13 protein-coding genes are annotated in these 18,154 nt (G+C 62.3%); all 13 read left to right on the forward strand.

Annotated elements, in window-relative coordinates:
* Nucleotides 1-187: 187 nt before the first annotated feature.
* The 13 genes from K0H47_RS14570 (at nucleotide 188) to glgX (ending at nucleotide 18,153) form a co-directional block, all read left to right on the forward strand.
* Complete coding sequence (locus tag K0H47_RS14570) at nucleotides 188-1,183, forward strand: aldo/keto reductase (protein WP_219273034.1); 996 nt, start codon at nucleotides 188-190, stop codon at nucleotides 1,181-1,183.
* 165 nt (nucleotides 1,184-1,348) lie between these two features.
* Nucleotides 1,349-3,343, forward strand: coding sequence for a methyl-accepting chemotaxis protein (locus K0H47_RS14575; protein WP_063030701.1), 1,995 nt, complete (start codon nucleotides 1,349-1,351; stop codon nucleotides 3,341-3,343).
* Between the two features lie 81 nt (nucleotides 3,344-3,424).
* The gene (locus K0H47_RS14580; protein ID WP_063030703.1) at nucleotides 3,425-3,880 is read left to right on the forward strand and encodes an SRPBCC family protein; all 456 of its coding nucleotides are present in this window, start codon (nucleotides 3,425-3,427) and stop codon (nucleotides 3,878-3,880) included.
* A gap of 154 nt (nucleotides 3,881-4,034) precedes the next feature.
* Nucleotides 4,035-4,481 carry a DUF411 domain-containing protein gene (locus K0H47_RS14585; protein WP_093210056.1) on the forward strand — a complete coding sequence of 149 codons (447 nt, stop codon included), beginning with the start codon at nucleotides 4,035-4,037 and terminating at the stop codon, nucleotides 4,479-4,481.
* Between the two features lie 3 nt (nucleotides 4,482-4,484).
* The gene (locus tag K0H47_RS14590; RefSeq protein ID WP_219273036.1) at nucleotides 4,485-4,916 is read left to right on the forward strand and encodes a YqaA family protein; all 432 of its coding nucleotides are present in this window, start codon (nucleotides 4,485-4,487) and stop codon (nucleotides 4,914-4,916) included.
* 56 nt (nucleotides 4,917-4,972) lie between these two features.
* The gene (locus tag K0H47_RS14595) at nucleotides 4,973-5,986 is read left to right on the forward strand and encodes an alpha/beta fold hydrolase (protein WP_219273038.1); all 1,014 of its coding nucleotides are present in this window, start codon (nucleotides 4,973-4,975) and stop codon (nucleotides 5,984-5,986) included.
* 25 nt (nucleotides 5,987-6,011) lie between these two features.
* Nucleotides 6,012-6,965, forward strand: a complete 954-nt coding sequence (locus K0H47_RS14600; protein ID WP_093197473.1) for a D-2-hydroxyacid dehydrogenase family protein — start codon at nucleotides 6,012-6,014, stop codon at nucleotides 6,963-6,965.
* Nucleotides 6,966-7,423: 458 nt separating this feature from the next.
* Nucleotides 7,424-8,983 carry a glycogen synthase GlgA gene (gene glgA, locus K0H47_RS14605; protein WP_063030711.1) on the forward strand — a complete coding sequence of 520 codons (1,560 nt, stop codon included), beginning with the start codon at nucleotides 7,424-7,426 and terminating at the stop codon, nucleotides 8,981-8,983.
* Nucleotides 8,984-9,000: 17 nt separating this feature from the next.
* Complete coding sequence (treZ, locus tag K0H47_RS14610) at nucleotides 9,001-10,752, forward strand: malto-oligosyltrehalose trehalohydrolase (protein ID WP_177026723.1); 1,752 nt, start codon at nucleotides 9,001-9,003, stop codon at nucleotides 10,750-10,752.
* Nucleotides 10,749-12,833 (forward strand): 4-alpha-glucanotransferase, encoded by a 2,085-nt coding sequence (gene malQ / locus K0H47_RS14615; RefSeq protein ID WP_219273040.1) that lies wholly within the window; start codon nucleotides 10,749-10,751, stop codon nucleotides 12,831-12,833. The genes treZ and malQ overlap by 4 nt, the downstream gene beginning before the upstream one ends.
* Nucleotides 12,830-15,586, forward strand: coding sequence for a malto-oligosyltrehalose synthase (locus K0H47_RS14620; RefSeq protein WP_219273042.1), 2,757 nt, complete (start codon nucleotides 12,830-12,832; stop codon nucleotides 15,584-15,586). The genes malQ and K0H47_RS14620 overlap by 4 nt, the downstream gene beginning before the upstream one ends.
* A 23-nt stretch (nucleotides 15,587-15,609) precedes the next feature.
* Complete coding sequence (locus K0H47_RS14625) at nucleotides 15,610-15,870, forward strand: DUF2934 domain-containing protein (protein ID WP_093197492.1); 261 nt, start codon at nucleotides 15,610-15,612, stop codon at nucleotides 15,868-15,870.
* Between the two features lie 123 nt (nucleotides 15,871-15,993).
* The gene (gene glgX / locus K0H47_RS14630) at nucleotides 15,994-18,153 is read left to right on the forward strand and encodes a glycogen debranching protein GlgX (protein WP_003207536.1); all 2,160 of its coding nucleotides are present in this window, start codon (nucleotides 15,994-15,996) and stop codon (nucleotides 18,151-18,153) included.
* The last annotated feature ends 1 nt before the right edge of the window (nucleotide 18,154 follow it).

Genomic DNA, 18,154 nt, shown 5'->3' on the forward strand with positions numbered 1-18,154 from the left:
GGCCGCCCTGGCAAACCCGCCCAGTTCGACAATCCGCACGAATACTCGCATCGCATTAAAACGGTCCACGGGCCGACATCCTTCAGGGATTATTTAGAATTTCATAATAGTGATAGTGGTTTTAGCCGGTTTATCCCGCTTTTGTCGAGGGCAACAATGGAGCCCTTCCCACACAGGAGCTGGACCCATGCACACACGTCAACTCGGTAAAAACGGCCCCCAGGTATCCGCCATCGGCCTCGGCTGCATGGGCATGACCGATTTCTATACCACCGGCACCGACACCGCCGAAGCCATCGCCACTCTGCACCGCGCCCTGGAGCTGGGGATCAACCTGCTGGACACCGCCGACATGTACGGCCCCCACACCAACGAAGAACTGATTGGCAAAGCCATCGCCGGCAAGCGCGACCAGGTCTTTCTCGCCAGCAAGTTCGGCATCGTGCGTGACCCGGCGAACCCGGCGCTGCGTGGGGTGAATGGCCGTCCCGAGTACATTCGCGACGCCATCGACGGCACCCTGAAACGCCTCGGCGTGGAAACCCTGGACCTCTACTACCAGCACCGCATCGATCCTGACGTGGCGATTGAAAAAACCGTCGGCGCCATGGCCGAGTTGGTCAAGCAAGGCAAGGTGCGTTACCTGGGCCTGAGTGAAGCGTCGGCGGCCACCCTCGAACGCGCTCACAAAGTACATCCCATCAGCGCCCTGCAAAGTGAATATTCACTGTGGAGCCGCGACCAGGAAGACAACGGTTGCCTTGCCGCCTGTGAACGCCTGGGGATCGCGTTTGTGCCTTACAGCCCACTGGGTCGTGGCTTCCTGACCGGCGCGCTGAAAAGCCCGGATGATTTTGCGGCGGATGATTACCGCCGCTTCAGCCCGCGTTTCCAGGGCGAGAACTTTGCGAAGAACCTGCTGCTGGTGGACCAGGTACAAGCCCTGGCTGCCGACAAGGGCGTGACGGCCGGGCAACTGGCGCTGGCCTGGGTGCTGGCGCAAGGGGATTACCTGATCCCGATCCCGGGGACCAAGCAACGCAAGTACCTGGAAGAGAACGTCTCGGCATTAGAGGTCAAGCTGAGCCCGGCCGAGTTGGCGGCGCTGGAGGCGATCTTCCCGGCCAATGCAACGGCAGGGCTGCGTTACCCGGAAGCGGTTATGCAGATGCTGGATAAATAGTCCTGCCACTCTGGACCGGGGCTGGCTCGCCAGCTCCGCGCCTTAAATCCCTGCCCTGGGTTTTCTTGCACGATAGTACCTAAAGCTCGCCCTTCCCAAGCCGATAGCCCTTCGAAGCTCTAACAAAGCCGCGTCGCACAATAAACGCTTCGTAAGGACGACCCCATGCCCTCATTGCGCTCTATCCAAACTCGCTACACCCTGTTTCTGGTGCTGTTCGTCCTGTTGTTATTCGTATTGACGGTCGTGGGCATCGGACAGTTGGTGGCCCCCAAGCTGCGCCACACCGAAGAACAGGTGGCCCTCAATCGCATTGCCGAAGTGGCCGAGCAGATCCAGGGCGAACTGAACAAGGTCCAGGCCCAGCAACGCAGCATCACCCAAACCATCCCGCTGCTGGACAGCGACGCCATCGACAAGGTGCTACCCGGCCTGGTGGACCAGTACGGCGAATTGAAAGTGTTTGGCGGCGGCATCTGGCCCCTGCCCAACCAACGCACCCCGGGACGCAACAAGCACAGCACCTTCTGGCACCGTGATGCCTCGGGCAAGCTGGCGGTCAATACGTTCTGGAACAGCGACGCGGCCCCGAACTACTACGACCAGAGCTGGTACAAAGGCGGCCTCGCGTCGCCGCGCGGCCAATGTGCCTGGGCCGCGGCCTACAAGGATGACGCCAGTCAGGAACCGCGCACCAACTGTGCCATGGCCATCCAGCGCGACGGCGCGGCTTACGGCGTCGCCACCATCGACGTGACCCTGGGCTTCTTCAACGACCTGGTGGCCAGCAAGGAAAAAGACCTTGGCGCGCAAATGCTGATTGTCGAAGGCGACGGCAAGATCATCAGCAACAGCACGCGCATCAGCGGCCCGGTGGTGTTGAAAAACATCAGCGAACTGGCTGGCACCTCGGCGTTTGCCGCCCAGGTCAGCGCCGGCCTGGCCCATCGCGACCAATCCCTGCAGCGCAGTGAGTTCGACAACCAGGGCGTGGCCAGCACCTTCTTCATGCGCCCGATCGAGGGCACCCCGTGGTTCCTGGCGACTGCGCTGCCGACTTCGCTGATCACCGCCCAACGTGATGATGTGCTGGGTACGCTGGCGATGCTGCAAATCCCGATGATTCTGCTGCTGGTGCTGTTGCAGGTGTACGCCATCCGCCAGCTGGTACACCGGATGACTGCGCTGAAAACCAATATCGACGCGCTGTCCAACGGCGACGCCGACCTGACCCGGCGCATCACCATCCGCGCCGAGGACGAACTGGGCGCGATTGGCCATTCGGTGAATCGCTTTATCGTCTACCTGCAAAACATGATCGGCGAAGTGACCCTGGCCACCGGCGCCATGTCGTCGAGCCTGGCGCAGTTGCAGCAGACCTCGGCCCAGACCAACCAGATCCTGGTGCGCCATGCCTCGGAAACCGACCAGACCGTCACCGCCATCACCGAAATGAGCTCCACCGCCGATACCGTGGCCGAGAACGCCGCCGAAACTGCGGCGTTCACCCAGCGCGCCAACGAACATGCCGACCGTTCGCGGGTGGTGGTCGGGGAAGCGTCCCGCAGTGTCAGCGCGCTGATCGGCGAAGTTTCCAGCGCCACCCACACCGTGGAAAATATGCGCCAGGATGCCGCGCGCATCACCGAAACCCTCGGCGTGATCGGCGCCATCGCCGGCCAGACCAACCTGCTGGCACTCAATGCGGCCATCGAAGCCGCCCGGGCTGGCGAACAGGGCCGGGGGTTTGCGGTGGTAGCCGACGAAGTCCGCGCCCTCGCCGCCCGTACCCAGGCCAGCACCTCGCAGATCAACGAAATGCTCGCTCGCCTGACTACCGGCGTGAGTTCTTCGGTGACCGCCATGGAAGCCACCCAGGCCAGCTGCCAGTCTGCGGCCGACGCCACGGCCCGGGTGAACACGGGGCTGGACGAGATGGCCGGCTCCGTCAGCCATATCAACAACCTCAGTACCCAGATCGCTACTGCGGCTGAACAGCAAAGCGCGGTGACCGAGGAAATCAACCGCAGCATGGTGCACATCCGCCACATGGTCGAAGAACTGGTGCAAAGCGGCCACGCCACGGAACACAACACCCAGAGCTTGCTGGATGCCAATGGCCGGGTTATTGCATTGATGGGACGCTTCAAGGTGCGTTAAAAAAATAGCCTGAAAGCTCCCGTGCAATGCGCGGGAGCCCGACTATTCTGACAGTTCGCTCCGCCACACAGGAGGTGTGTCATGCACGCAGTTGAGCACCCGATCCGTCTGGAGCGGATCAGTCAGGAACGCTATATCCAGGCCCCTATCGAAACCGTTTACGACTATGTCACCCAACCGGATCGCTGGCATGAATGGCATCCGACATCCCTGGGCGCCGACACCGGCACCACGGGCTCATTGCCCACTGGCCACCGTTTTACCGAGACCATCGACCTGCTGGGTGTGCAGGTACCCATGAGTTATCGCGTGCAGATTGCGCTGCGACCGCGGGAATTCAAGACTGCCTTTACTTCGCTGGCGGTCGACGGCTGCATCCATTATTTCTTGCAGGCCCAAGGCAGTGGCACCTTGTTTACCCGGATCCTCACCTATGAAACCGAACTGCAACTGACCACCCTGCATGCGCGCATGATTGCGCTTTCCAACCAGGCCCTTGACCAACTCAAGCAGCGCCTGGAATCCCCGTCTACCTGACAAATCCGTCATCTCCCTCTCAGCTTTCCGACAGCACCAGGCGGTTATTCTGGTGCTGTCGGTGCTTCGTAAAACTTCGTAACACTCCGCAAGAAACCTTTTGTAAAAAGCAGGGAGAATGCCCGGCTGTTGCCCTTTATCTGACGAGATGACGATGAAAACCACCTTGCGACTGGCCGCGCTGTCGGCCCTGCTCATGAGTACCCTGGCCCAGGCCGCCGAGCTGATCCCGATTGATGTACACCGTGATGCCAATTGCGGTTGCTGCAAGAAGTGGATTGCCCACCTGGAAAGCAACGGGTTCAAGGTCAATGACCATGTGGAAGCCAACATGAGCGAGGTCAAGCAACGCCTGGGCGTGGCACCGCGCCTTGCGTCGTGCCATACCGGCGTGATCGACGGCAAATTCGTCGAAGGCCATGTGCCTGCCGATCAGGTACTGGCCCTGCGCAAGCGCGACGACTTGCTGGGCATTGCTGCACCGGGCATGCCGTTGGGCTCGCCGGGCATGGAAATGGACGGCAGCAGCGATGCCTACCAGGTCATCGGCCTGACTCGCGATGGCAAAGACGTGGTAGTGGCTGACTATCCGGCACGCTGATTGATGCTTGCCGGTTACCTGGGACTGTTTTTCGCCGCCTTCGGCGCCGCCACGCTGTTGCCGATGCAATCAGAGGCGGTGCTGGTGGGGCTGTTGATCAGCGGGCATTACAGCCTGTGGCTGCTGCTCGGGGTAGCAACGGTTGGCAACGTAGTGGGCTCGGTAGTCAATTGGCTGCTGGGCCGCTCGGTGGAGCGGTTCAAGGAGCGGCGCTGGTTTCCGGTGAGTCCGAAGCATCTGGAAAAGGTCCGTACCCACTATCAACGCTGGGGCCATTGGTCATTGTTGCTCAGTTGGGTGCCCATCATTGGTGACCCCCTGACCCTGGTGGCCGGGGTCATGCGCGAGCCGTTCTGGCGTTTCCTGCTGCTGGTGACCCTCGCCAAAGGGGCGCGCTACGGGGTATTGGCCATGCTCACCCTGCACTGGATTTAATCTCCCGTTAATCCCCTCGCCACAGCATCCGGGCACTGTTCCCGGAGCCTGTACCCATGTCCAAAATCCGCTCACTCTGCGTCGCCAGCCTGCTGCTCGGCAGCGCACTTCCCGCTTTTGCCGCCACTGAGGGCCCGACCTACGGACCCGAACTGCAAGGTTTCAAATACCCTTACCCGGTGGAACACTTCACCTTCCAGTCCCAGGGCAAATCCCTGCAGATGGGCTACATGGACGTGCCGGCCAAAGGCAAGGCCAACGGGCGCAGCATCGTGCTGATGCACGGCAAGAACTTCTGTGGCGCCACCTGGGAAGAGTCGATCAAGACGCTGAGCGACGCCGGCTACCGGGTGATCGCTCCCGACCAGATCGGTTTCTGCACCTCCAGCAAGCCGGACAATTACCAGTACAGCTTCCAGCAACTGGCGATCAATACCCACCAACTCCTGGAAAAACTCGGCATTCAGAAGGCCACCCTCCTCGGCCATTCCACCGGCGGCATGCTTGCGACGCGCTACGCCCTGCTCTATCCGCAGCAAACCGAACAGCTGGCACTGGTGAACCCTATCGGCCTGGAAGACTGGAAAGCCATTGGCGTGCCCTATCGCAGTGTTGACCAATGGTACGAGCGCGAGTTGAAACTGACCGCCGACGGCATCCGCAAGTACGAGCTCGACACCTACTATGTTGGCCGCTGGAAGCCTGAATACGACCGCTGGGTCGATATGCTCGCCGGCATGAATAAAGGGCCCGGCCACACCCAGGTAGCATGGAACTCGGCGCTGATTTACGACATGATCTTCACCCAGCCGGTGTACTACGAGTTCAAGGACCTGCAGATGCCCACCCTGTTGCTGATCGGCACTTCCGACAATACCGCCATTGGCAAAGACCTGGCGCCACCGGCGGTCAAGGCGAAGATCGGCAACTACGCGGTGTTGGGCAAACAAGCGGCCAAGCTGATTCCCCACGCCACCCTGGTGGAATTCCCGGGCCTGGGCCACGCACCGCAAATGGAAGAGCCGGCACAGTTTCACAAGGCGCTGTTGCAAGGGCTGAACGCCCTTTAATCCAACCTTTTCGAGGCACGCGTGCATGTCGGTACAGATCGCAGTGATTGATGATTGGCAGAATGTGGCCAGTGGCGTAGTGGACTGGTCAGTCCTGGCGTCGGTCGGCCAGGTGCACTTCCTCCACGACTACCCGGCGGACACCGCCACGCTGATCGAACGCTTGCAGGGCTTCGAGGTGATTTGCGTGATGCGCGAGCGCACCACTTTCGATCAGGCCCTCCTGCAAGGTTTGCCCAAGCTGAAGTTGCTGGTGACCGGCGGCATGCGCAACGCCGCCATCGACATTCCTGCGGCCAAGGCCTTGGGCATTCAAGTCTGCGGCACCGACAGTTACAAGCATGCCGCCCCGGAACTGACCTGGGCGCTGATCATGGCCTCCACCCGCAACCTGCTGGCCGAAGCCAATTCCCTGCGCGCCGGCGGTTGGCAGGTGGGCCTGGGCGGTGATCTGCACGGCAAGACCCTGGGGATTCTCGGACTGGGCAGCATTGGCCAGAAGGTCGCCAAATTTGGCCAGGCCTTCGGCATGCGCGTGATTGCCTGGAGCGAGAACCTCACGCCGGAACGCGCCGCCGAATCCGACGTGACCTGGGTCAGCAAGCGCGAACTGTTCGAGCAAGCGGATGTGTTGTCGATTCACCTGGTACTCAGCGACCGCAGCCGCGGGCTGGTAGACGCCGAGGCGTTGGGCTGGATGAAACCTACAGCGCATCTGGTGAACACCGCCCGCGGGCCGATTGTCGATGAAGCGGCTTTGATCGATGCGCTGGCCAGTGGCCGCCTGGCAGGCGCGGCACTGGACGTGTACGCCCAGGAGCCGCTGCCGGCCGAACACCCGTTCCGCCGTTTGCCCAACGTCTTGGCCACGCCTCATGTGGGGTACGTCAGCGAGCAGAACTACCGCCAGTTCTACCAGCAGATGATCGAAGACATCCAAGCGTGGGCCAAAGGAGTGCCCCTTCGCGCACTAAGCTAGTGCACACATTTCACTTCCCACTCCCCCGTAGCAGCTGTCGAGCCCCAGCGAGGCTGCGTCGGGCGCACTGCCGATCTTGAACCGGAGCGCGCCCGACGCAGCCTCGCTGGGGCTCGACAGCTGCTACGACGTTCATGAAAAAAATTTGTCCTACAAAAATACCCCACAGACCCCACAGGCTCTAGGATCTGTCCTAGACTCATGACCGATGGGTCCGATCCAAAACAAAAACCCCGCAAAAAATCGAAACTTTCCAACTCTGCCACAGGTCAGGTTTAAGGTAAGGCGAGCGCTGACGGTTCACACCGAACGCCCGCCCATCCACTCTATTTAAGACTCCAGCACAACTGGCATAAGCCTTGCCAGTCTGTGTAGCGCTTGTGCGCCTGGCCGCAGGATGCGGTCAACCTTCGCTGATTGCCATATGCCATCAGCCGACCAAAACACGGGAGAGAACCATGATCAGTGCCGCTGTAGATACTCAGGGAGAGCGTTTTAGTCAGCCGGTTGGCGGGCCGACCTCTTTGGTTGACCTTCCCAACGCGGTGCGGCCAGTACCACGTGTCAATCCCAATCGCAAAAAAGTGCTGTTTGTCACGTCCGAAATTGCCGACCTGGTGAAAACCGGTGGCCTGGGCGACGTGTCCGCTGCCTTGCCCCGCGCCATGGCGCACCTGCACGATGTGCGCGTGCTGATCCCCGGCTACCCGCAGGTGCTGGACAGCGACAACCCCATCCATATCATCGGTGAGCTGGGTGGCCACGCTGCATTGCCGCCGTGCAAGATCGGGCGCATGGACCTCAAGGATGGCCTGGTCATCTACGTGCTGATCTGCCCCGAGCTTTACGAGCGCGAAGGCACGCCCTACGGCGCCAACAACGGCCGAGACTGGCCCGACAACCATATCCGCTTCGCCCGCCTGGGCCTGGCCGCCGCCGATATTGCCGCCAACCTGGCGCAAATCCACTGGTGTCCGGACCTGGTGCACGCCCATGACTGGCCCGCCGGCCTGGCCCCGGCCTATATGCACTGGCGCGGGTCACGCACCCCGACGTTGTTCACCATTCATAACCTGGCCTACCAAGGTGTGGTCAGCCTGGCCTCGTGCCCGGAATTGGGGATTCCCGAACACGCCTTGCAACAGGAAGGCATGGAGTTCTACGGCAAGTTGTCTTTCCTGAAGGCCGGCATGGCGTATTCCAGCCACATCACCACGGTCAGCGCCACGTACGCCCAGGAAATCACCACCCCCGAATTCGGCTGCGGTCTGGATGGCTTCCTCGCCAGCAAGACCCAGCAAGGCTTGCTCAGCGGTATTCCCAACGGCATTGATGAAAGCTGGGAATCGTCCACCGACCCGCACCTGACTCACCCTTTCAACATCGGTGACTGGGAAGGCAAGGCACAGAACGCCGCCCATGTACGCAACCTGTTCGGCCTCGATGACTCTACCGGCCCGCTGTTCGCCGTGGTGTCGCGCCTGGTCTATCAGAAAGGTCTGGACCTGACCGAAGCAGTCTCCAGTTTTATTGTCGAAAACGGCGGCCAGATCGCGATCATTGGTCGTGGCGAGCCGGAAGAAGAGCAAGCCATGCGTGCCCTGGCCTTGCGCTTTCCCGGCCAGATCGGCGTGCGCATTGGCTTCAACGAAACCGATGCCCGACGCATGTTCGCCGGCAGCGACTTCCTGTTGATGCCGTCCCGCTACGAACCCTGCGGCCTGAGCCAGATGTACGCCCAGCGTTTCGGCTCGTTGCCGGTCGCCCGCAACACCGGCGGCCTGGCCGACACCATCGAGAATGGCGTAACCGGCTTCCTGTTCAACGAATCCACTGTCGAAAGCTACAAAGCGGCCCTGAGCCGCGCGTTCAAGGTTTTCGCCTTCCCAGGCTTGCTCAACGCCATGCGTTGCCGGGCCATGGCCGCACCGTTCAACTGGTGCCAGGCAGTGGAACCCTATGCCGAACTTTATGAGCAACTGGTAGCGAAAGCGCTGGGAAGATCGGGGAAACAGTAAAAAAGAGGTCTTCATAGATGCCGTCAAGGACTCTGGAAACCTGGCCCCACGGCGCGATCATGCTGGATGCGGAACACACCCGTTTCGCCTTGTGGGCGCCAGACGCGTTTTATGTCAGCGTTGAATTTGAAGAAGGTAAATCGGTCGCGATGCTGCCCCAGGCCGATGGCTGGTTTGTGGTGCAGCTGCAATGTCCACCGGGGACACGCTACCGCTACAACATCGACGGCGAACAGGACGTTCCCGACCCGGCTTCCCGGGCACAGGCCACGGACGTTCACGGCTTCAGCGTGGTGGTCGACCCGCTGGCCTATCAGTGGCGCCAAAGCCACTGGCAAGGCCGGCCCTGGCACGAAGCGGTGATCTACGAGTTGCACGTGGGCGTACTGGGGGGCTACGCGGAGGTCGAGAAACAACTGCCGCGCCTCGCGGAACTGGGCTTCACCGCCATCGAGCTGATGCCCATCGCGCAGTTCCCCGGCGAACGTAACTGGGGCTACGACGGTGTCCTGCCCTACGCCCCTCAATCCTCCTACGGTTCGCCCGAGCAACTGAAACAGTTGATCGACAGCGCGCACCACTATGGCCTCGCGGTGATCCTTGATGTGGTCTACAACCACTTCGGCCCCGACGGCAACTACCTCGGCACCTACGCCAAAGGCTTCTTTCGCGAAGACGTGCACACGCCCTGGGGCGCCGGCATCGACTTTGACCGCCGGGAAGTCCGGGATTTCTTCATCGACAACGCGCTGATGTGGCTGCTGGAATACCGCTTCGACGGCCTGCGCCTGGACGCCGTGCACGCCATCAACGATCCCGAATTTCTTGAGGAGCTGGCGCAAAAAGTACGCCAGCAAGTCGACACCGGCCGCCATGTGTGGCTGGTGCTGGAAAACGAATTCAACCAGGCCAGCCTGCTGGAGCGCGGTTTCGACGCGCAGTGGAACGATGACGGCCACAACGCCCTGCACGTGCTGCTCACCGGCGAAACCGATGCCTACTACACCGACTTCGCCGAAGACCCTACCGGCAAACTGGCCCGTTGCCTGAGTGAAGGCTTTATCTACCAGGGCCACACCACGCGCCATGGCCACGCACGCGGCGAGCCCAGCGGCCACCTGCCGCCCAGCGCCTTTGTGCTGTTCCTGCAGAACCACGACCAGATCGGCAACCGCGCCCTGGGCGAACGCCTGCATCAACTCTGTTCTCCCCAGGCCCTGAGTGCCGCGACGACCTTGTTGCTGATGTCGCCGATGATCCCGTTGGTGTTCATGGGCGATGAAGTCAACGCCGAGGAGCCGTTCCTGTTCTTCACCGATCACCACGGCGAACTGGCCGAGGCGGTACGCGAAGGCCGGCGCAATGAGTTTGCCGACTTTGCCTCGTTCAGCGACCCCGAGCGTCGCAAACGAATTCCCGACCCCAACGCCCTGCAAACCTTCCGCCGCTCGGCGCCCGCCCTCGCCGATTGCGGCGACTCGCAGCTCTACCGCCAGCTACTGAGCCTGCGCCACCAACATATCCTGCCGCACCTGCCCGGCAGCATCGCCTTGGGTGCGCAAGTGCTGGCGGCGGGCGCAGTCACGGCGCGTTGGCGGCTGGGCAATGGCAGCCTGTTGCAGATCGACCTCAACCTGAGCGCCGATTCTCTGAACTACCCGGCCGCCGAGCACCTCCTATTTGTGACGCAGGCCAGCGGGACCGAACAATTGGCCCCCTTCAGTGCCCGCGTCAGCCTCACCCATTCCCCTGTTGGAGAGCACCCTTGAGCGACGCGCAATTGGAAATACTCGCCAGCCGAGCGGGCCTGGCCGTCGATTGGATCGACGCGAATGGCCGCCCGCAACATGTCAAAGCCGACGCCCTGCGCGCCGTGCTCAAAGGCCTGGGCCACCCGGCCGACACCGATGCCGAGATCGAAGCCAGCCTGCAAGACCTGGAGCGCGTGCAACAAGACAAGCACCTGCCGCCGCTGATGACCGTCGACAGCGGCGCGGGTCTGGACCTGGCGCGCTACTTCGCCCCCGGCACGCCGTGCCAGATTCACCTCGAAGACGACAGCGTGCTGGACCTGCGCCTGGACGATAATGCGGTGTTGCCCGGATCGATTCCGGTGGGCTACCAACAAGTGCATATCGACGACCAGCATTTCACCCTGGCCGTGGCACCGACTCATTGCTACACCGTTGCTGAAGCGGTCGACACCGAGACCGCCCGCGCCTGGGGCCTGAGCGCCCAACTGTATTCCCTGCGACGCAGCGGCGACGGCGGCTTTGGCGACACTCAGGCCCTGGAGCAACTGGCCCGCTCTGCCGCCGAACGCGGTGCCGATGCCCTGGCCATCAGCCCGATGCACGCCATGTTCAGCGCCGACACCGAGCGCTTCAGCCCGTACTCCCCGTCCAGTCGTCTGTTCCTCAACAGCCTGTACGCCTCCCCCGGCTGCATCCTCGGTGAGCGCGCGGTGCAAATCGCCATCGAAGCCAGCGGCCTGGCCGACGAGCTGAATGACCTGGAACAACAAAGCCTGATCGACTGGCCATCTGCCGCCAAAACCAAGCAGCGTTTGTTGCGCACCCTGTATGAAGACTTTCGTCAGGGCGACCACCCGCAACATGCCGACTTCCTGAGCTTCCGCCAGGCGGGCGGCGAAGCCCTGGAAAACCACTGCCGCTTTGAAGCGGTGCAGGCCGAACGTGCGGCCAACGGCGAGAGCCTCGACTGGCGCCACTGGCCCGAGGATTGGCAGAGCCCGCAAAGCCCGGCGCTGGTGCAATTTGCCGAAGCCAATCGGAATGAAATCGGCTTCTACGCCTTCAGCCAATGGCTGATCGCCCGTTGCCTCGAACGCGCACAACAAGCGGCCCGCGGCAGCGGCATGGGCGTCGGCTTGATCGCCGACCTGGCGGTGGGCGCCGATGGCGGCGGCAGCCAGGCCTGGAGCCGCCAGGACGAACTGCTGGCAGAACTGACCGTAGGTGCCCCACCCGACATTCTCAACCGCGCTGGCCAGGGCTGGGGCATTTCCGCGTTCTCTCCCGAAGGCCTGAAACGCAATGGCTTTCGCGCATTCATCGAAATGCTGCGTGCCAACTTCGCCCACGCCGGCGGCTTGCGCATCGACCATGTGATGGGGCTGCAACGCCTTTGGGTGATCCCGATGGATGCCTCACCGCGCGAAGGTGCCTACCTGTATTACCCGGTGGACGACCTGCTGCGCTTATTGGCGCTGGAATCGAGCCGACACCAGGCAATCGTTCTCGGTGAAGACCTCGGCACCGTGCCCGACGGCCTGCGGGAAAAACTCATCGCCCGCTCGATCCTTGGCATGCGCGTGCTGCTGTTCGAGCAAGACCACGACGGCCAGTTCAAGCCGATTCTGGATTGGCCGGACAACGCGCTGGCCACCACCAGCACCCACGATCTGCCGACCCTCAACGGCTGGTGGCACAGCCGCGATATCGACTGGAATATCCAGTTGGGCCTGATCGATGCCCCCACCGTCGAACAATGGAGCGAGCACCGCCTGCGGGAACGCCAGGCGTTGCGCCAGGCCTTGAGCCAGGACCCGCAGAACTTCACCGACGAAGTGCGCAACGAAACCGACCACGTCATCGACGCCAGCGTGCGCTACCTGGGCCACACCCGTGCGCCCTTGGTGTTGCTGCCGCTGGAGGACGCGCTGGGGGTTGAAGAGCAATCCAACCTGCCCGGCACCACCGACACCCATCCGAATTGGCGCCGTCGCCTGGCGGGCGATGCAGCCACCCTGCTCGATGATGAAAACGCCGCCCGCCGCCTTGAACTGCTGGCCGTGGCGCGCATCCAGGCCCACGAGCGTGACCGATGAAGCCATTGACGCTACGGGCCACCCAGCGCCTGCAATTTCATAAGGGCTTCACCCTCAACGACGCCGTGCCCCTGGTGCCGTACTTCGCCGAGCTGGGCATCAGCCATCTCTATGCGTCACCGCTGCTGAGCGCCCGTGCCGGCTCCATGCACGGCTATGACGTGGTCGATCCCACCACCGTCAATCCCGAACTGGGCGGCGAACCGGCGCTGCGCCGGCTGGTAGCAGCGCTGCGCGAACATGACATGGGGCTGATCCTCGATATCGTCTCCAACCATATGGCCGTCGGCGGCGCCGATAACCGGTGGTGGCTGGACCTGCTGGAATGGGGCCGCCTGAGTCCCTACAGCGAGTTCTTCGACATTCAATGGCACTCGCCAGACCCGCTGCTCAAGGGCCAATTGCTGATGCCGTTCCTCGGCAGCGACTACGGCGAAGCCCTGCAAACCGGTGCCCTGCCCCTGCGTTTCGACCCGCAACACGGCAGCTTCTATGTCGAGCATTACGAACATCGCTTCCCGATCTGCCCAAGAGATTATGGCGAATTGCTGCCGATCAAGACGTTGGCTGACCGTTTCAGCGGCCTGGCCTACCAGCCAGACGCCTACCTCCAGGCCGTCGCGCTGAAACAGGAGCTGGTCGAGGCTGCCCGCGATCCGAAAACCCTCGAGGCCATCGAAGACAATCTCAACCTCTACGACGCGCGCCAGCCCGAAGGGTTTGCCCGCCTGCACCACCTGCTGGAACAACAAAGCTACCGCCTCGCCAGCTGGCGCACGGCGGCGGACGATATCAATTGGCGGCGGTTCTTCGACGTCAACGAGCTGGGCGGCCTGCGGGTTGAGCGCAGCGCGGTGTTCGAGGCGACCCACGGCAAGATCTTCCAGTTGATCAGCGAAGGCCTGATCGATGGTCTGCGTATCGACCATATCGACGGCCTCGCCGACCCGCGCGGTTACTGCCGCAAACTGCGCCGCCGGGTGGACTCCCTGGCCGGTGGGCGACACTTGCCGATCTTCGTCGAGAAGATCCTCGGCGAAGGCGAAACCCTGCGCGAAGACTGGCAAGTGGACGGCACCACCGGCTACGAATTCATGAACCAGCTGTCGTTGCTGCAACACGGCCCCGATGGCTTCGAGCCCCTGGCCGAGTTGTGGACGCGTCACACCGAACGCCCGTCGTCGTTTATCGAAGAAGCCTGGCTGGCCCGTCAGCAGATCCTCAACGGCTCCCTGGCCGGGGATTTTGAAAGCGTGGCCCAGGCCCTGCTGCAAGTGGCCCGGGACGATGTGATGAGCCGCGACCTGACCCTGGGTGCGATTCGCCGCGCGTTGCAGGAATTGATCGTGCACTTCCCGGTGTACCGCACCTACATCAGCGCCCGGGGCCGCAGCGAACTGGATGACGTGTTTTTCCTGCAAGCCCTGGCCGGTGCCCGCAGTACCTTGAGCGAAGGCGACTGGCCGGTGCTCGACTACCTGGAAAAATGGCTCGGCGGCCAACCCTGGCGCGACCGCCCCTTGGGCCGCGAACGCAAGATGCTCAAGCACGCCTGCGTGCGCTTCCAGCAACTGACCTCGCCGGCAGCGGCCAAGGCCGTGGAAGACACCGCGTTCTATCGCTCGGGCGTCTTGCTGTCGCGCAATGACGTGGGCTTCAGCACCGAACAGTTCAGCGCACCGCTGGAAGACTTCCACGCAGTGAATCAACAACGCCTGCGCACCTTCCCCGACAACCTGCTGGCCACCGCCACCCACGACCACAAGCGCGGCGAAGATACCCGCGCGCGCCTGGCCGTGCTCAGCGAGGCCGCCGACTGGTATGTCGAGCAAGTGGAGCAATGGCGCCCCCTCGCCGCCCGCCTGCGCAGCGATGCCAGCACCCCCTCAGCCGGTGACGAGTTGATCCTCTATCAGGTACTGCTGGGCAGTTGGCCCCTGGACCTGCATCGCGATGATGCCGAAGGCCTGGCGGACTATCACCAGCGCCTCTGGCAGTGGCAACAAAAGGCCCTGCGCGAAGCCAAGCTGCAGAGCAGCTGGAGTGCGCCCAACGAGCTGTATGAACAAGGGGTCGAAGCGTTCCTGTCACGGCTGCTGCTGGAAGATTCCGGCAAGGCCTTGCGCGACGCCATCGGCGAAGCCGCCCAGGCCATCGCCCCCGCAGGCGCCCTCAACGGGCTGGCGCAATCCTTGCTTCGCCTCACCGTGCCGGGAGTGCCGGATCTGTATCAGGGCGATGAGTTCTGGGACTTCACTCTGGTAGACCCTGATAACCGCCGGCCGGTGGACTATCACGCTCGCCAACAGGGGCTGCACACGCCGCCGGACATCGGCGAGCTGATGTTCAACTGGCATGACGGGCGTATAAAACAGGCGTTGATCAGCCAGGTCCTGGGGTTGCGCAAGGTGCATCCGCAACTGTTTCGCCAGGGCACCTACGAGCCTCTGGAAGTGGTGGGCGAACATGCCGAACGGGTGGTCGCTTTCTACCGGGAATACCAGGGCAAACAGCTGCTGGTGGTGGTGCCACGCTGGCCTCACCAGCTGCTTGAAAACGGTGTGTATCCCCTGGTCAACGCGCAGATTTGGGGCGATACCCGGGTCCGATTACCGTTCGCCGCATCAACCCAAAATTGGAAGGGACTTTTCCGAACAGGCGCAGTCACACCAAACAAGGAGCTCATGATCAGCGCTGCCCTGGGGGACTTCCCGGTCAATGTCTTTATCAATCCTGATGATCAAGAAAGCTGAAATTTTCTGTGAGGAGCATTGCGATGAGTACTGAAGACAAACGCATACGCGAACTGGCGCATCAGATCTGGGAGTCGGAAGGTAAACCCCACGGCGAGGACGCGCGACACTGGGAGATGGCGCGCAAACTGGCGGAAGCCGAAGCGTTGACGCCATCCAAAGCGCCAAAGGCCGCTGCCAAGGCCAAGCCTAAACCCAAGCCGCCAGCGCCCAAGCCGGCCGCCAAGCCAAGCGCTGCGCCAGCAGCGAAGAAACCTGCGGCGAAGAAGCCCAAGGCACCCTGACCCGAAGATCCTCCTGCGCGTGCGCCCGCACCGCAGGAGGCCATCCAACCACCGATTTCTCTCCGGCTTCACGCCGGCAAGGCCCCGTTCGGCCCGGAAAAACCCTTTTGCAGGAGCATCTCAATGAGCAAACCCAACAAGCCCAACTCGACGCCGGAAAACGAGCCGTCGCGGATTCGTGAAGGTTTGCCCTTCCCCCTCGGCGCGACCTGGGACGGTCTGGGGGTCAACTTTGCGCTGTTCTCGGCCAACGCCACCAAAGTCGAACTGTGCATCTTCGACGACAGCGGCGAAGTCGAGCTGGAGCGCATCGAACTGCCGGAGTACACCGACGAGACCTTCCACGGCTACCTGCCCGACGCCCACCCGGGGCTGATCTACGGCTACCGCGTGTACGGTCCTTATGACCCGGCCAATGGTCATCGCTTCAACCACAACAAATTGCTGATCGACCCCTACGCTAAACAGCTGGTGGGTGAACTCAAATGGTCCGAAGCCCTGTTTGGCTACACCATCGGCCATCCGGACGCCGACCTCAGTTTCGACGAACGCGACAGCGCGCCCTTCGTGCCCAAGTGCAAAGTCATCGACCCGGCCCACACCTGGGGCAACGACCAGCCGGTGCGCACGCCGTGGGACCGCACGATCATTTATGAAACCCACTTGCGCGGCATCACCATGCGCCACCCTTCAGTGCCTGAAGAAGTTCGCGGTACCTGCGCCGGGCTGATGGTTGACGATGTGCTCAAGCACATTCGCCAGTTGGGTGTGTCGTCGGTGGAACTGCTGCCGGTGCACGCCTTCGTCAACGACCAGCACCTGCTGCAAAAAGGCATGACCAACTACTGGGGCTACAACAGCATTGCGTTCTTTGCCCCGGACCCACGCTACCTGGCCAGCGGCAAGATCGCCGAGTTCAAGGAGATGGTTGCGCACCTGCATGAAGCCAAGCTGGAAGTGATCCTTGACGTGGTCTACAACCACACCGCCGAAGGCAACGAGCAAGGTCCGACCCTGTCCATGCGCGGCATCGACAACGCCTCGTACTACCGCTTGATGCCCGACGACAAGCGCTTCTACATCAACGATTCCGGCACCGGCAACACCCTCGACCTGAGCCACCCGTGTGTGCTGCAGATGGTCACGGACTCGTTGCGTTACTGGGCCACCGAAATGCACGTCGACGGTTTCCGCTTCGACCTGGCAACCATTCTCGGCCGCTACCGCGACGGTTTCGACGAGCGCCACAGTTTCCTCGTGGCCTGCCGCCAGGACCCGGTGCTGCGCCAGGTGAAAATGATTGCCGAGCCGTGGGACTGTGGCCCCGGCGGCTATCAGGTCGGCGGCTTCCCGCCGGGCTGGGTGGAATGGAACGACCGTTTCCGCGACACCGTGCGCTCGTTCTGGAAAGGCGACGACGGCCAACTGGCGGACTTCGCCGGGCGCATGACAGCCTCGGGCGAGATGTTCAACCAGCGGGGTCGCCGGCCATACAGCTCGGTGAACTTCATCACCGCCCACGACGGTTTCACCCTGCACGACCTGGTGTCCTACAACGACAAGCACAACGAGGCCAACGACGAGAACAACCAGGACGGCAGCAACAACAACCTGTCGTGGAACCACGGTGTCGAAGGCCCCACCGACGACCCGGAAATCAACGCGCTGCGCCTGCGCCAGATGCGTAACTTCTTCGCCACGTTGCTGCTGGCCCAGGGCACACCGATGCTGGTGGCCGGTGACGAGTTCGCCCGCACCCAGCACGGCAATAACAACGCCTATTGCCAGGACAGCGAGATCGGCTGGATCAACTGGGAACTGGATGAAGACGGCAAGGCCCTGCTCAAGTTCGTCAAGCGCCTGATCAAGCTGCGCCTGGCGTACCCGATCCTGCGTCGCGGACGCTTCCTGGTGGGCGACTACAACGAAGACATCGGCGTCAAGGACGTCACCTGGCTCGCGCCGAGCGGTGATGAAATGACCATCGAGCAATGGCAGGACAGCCATGGCCGCTGCCTCGGCATGTTGATGGATGGTCGCGCCCAGGAAACCGGGATTCGCCGCCCAGGCGCCGATGCCACGTTGTTGCTGGTGGTCAACGCCCACCACGACATGGTCAATTTCCGCCTGCCACCGGTGCCGGATGGCGGCTTCTGGACGTGCATGCTCGACACCAACCAGCCAGCGGTGCGGGGCCAGGAGCGCTTCGATTTCGATCACGAATACGCCGTCACCGGGCGTTCGCTGCTGCTGTTTGAATTGCAGCATGAGGACGAGGTGTGAC

The sequence above is a fragment of the Pseudomonas sp. Xaverov 83 genome (assembly GCF_019352905.1).
Lineage (GTDB): Bacteria > Pseudomonadota > Gammaproteobacteria > Pseudomonadales > Pseudomonadaceae > Aquipseudomonas > Aquipseudomonas yamanorum.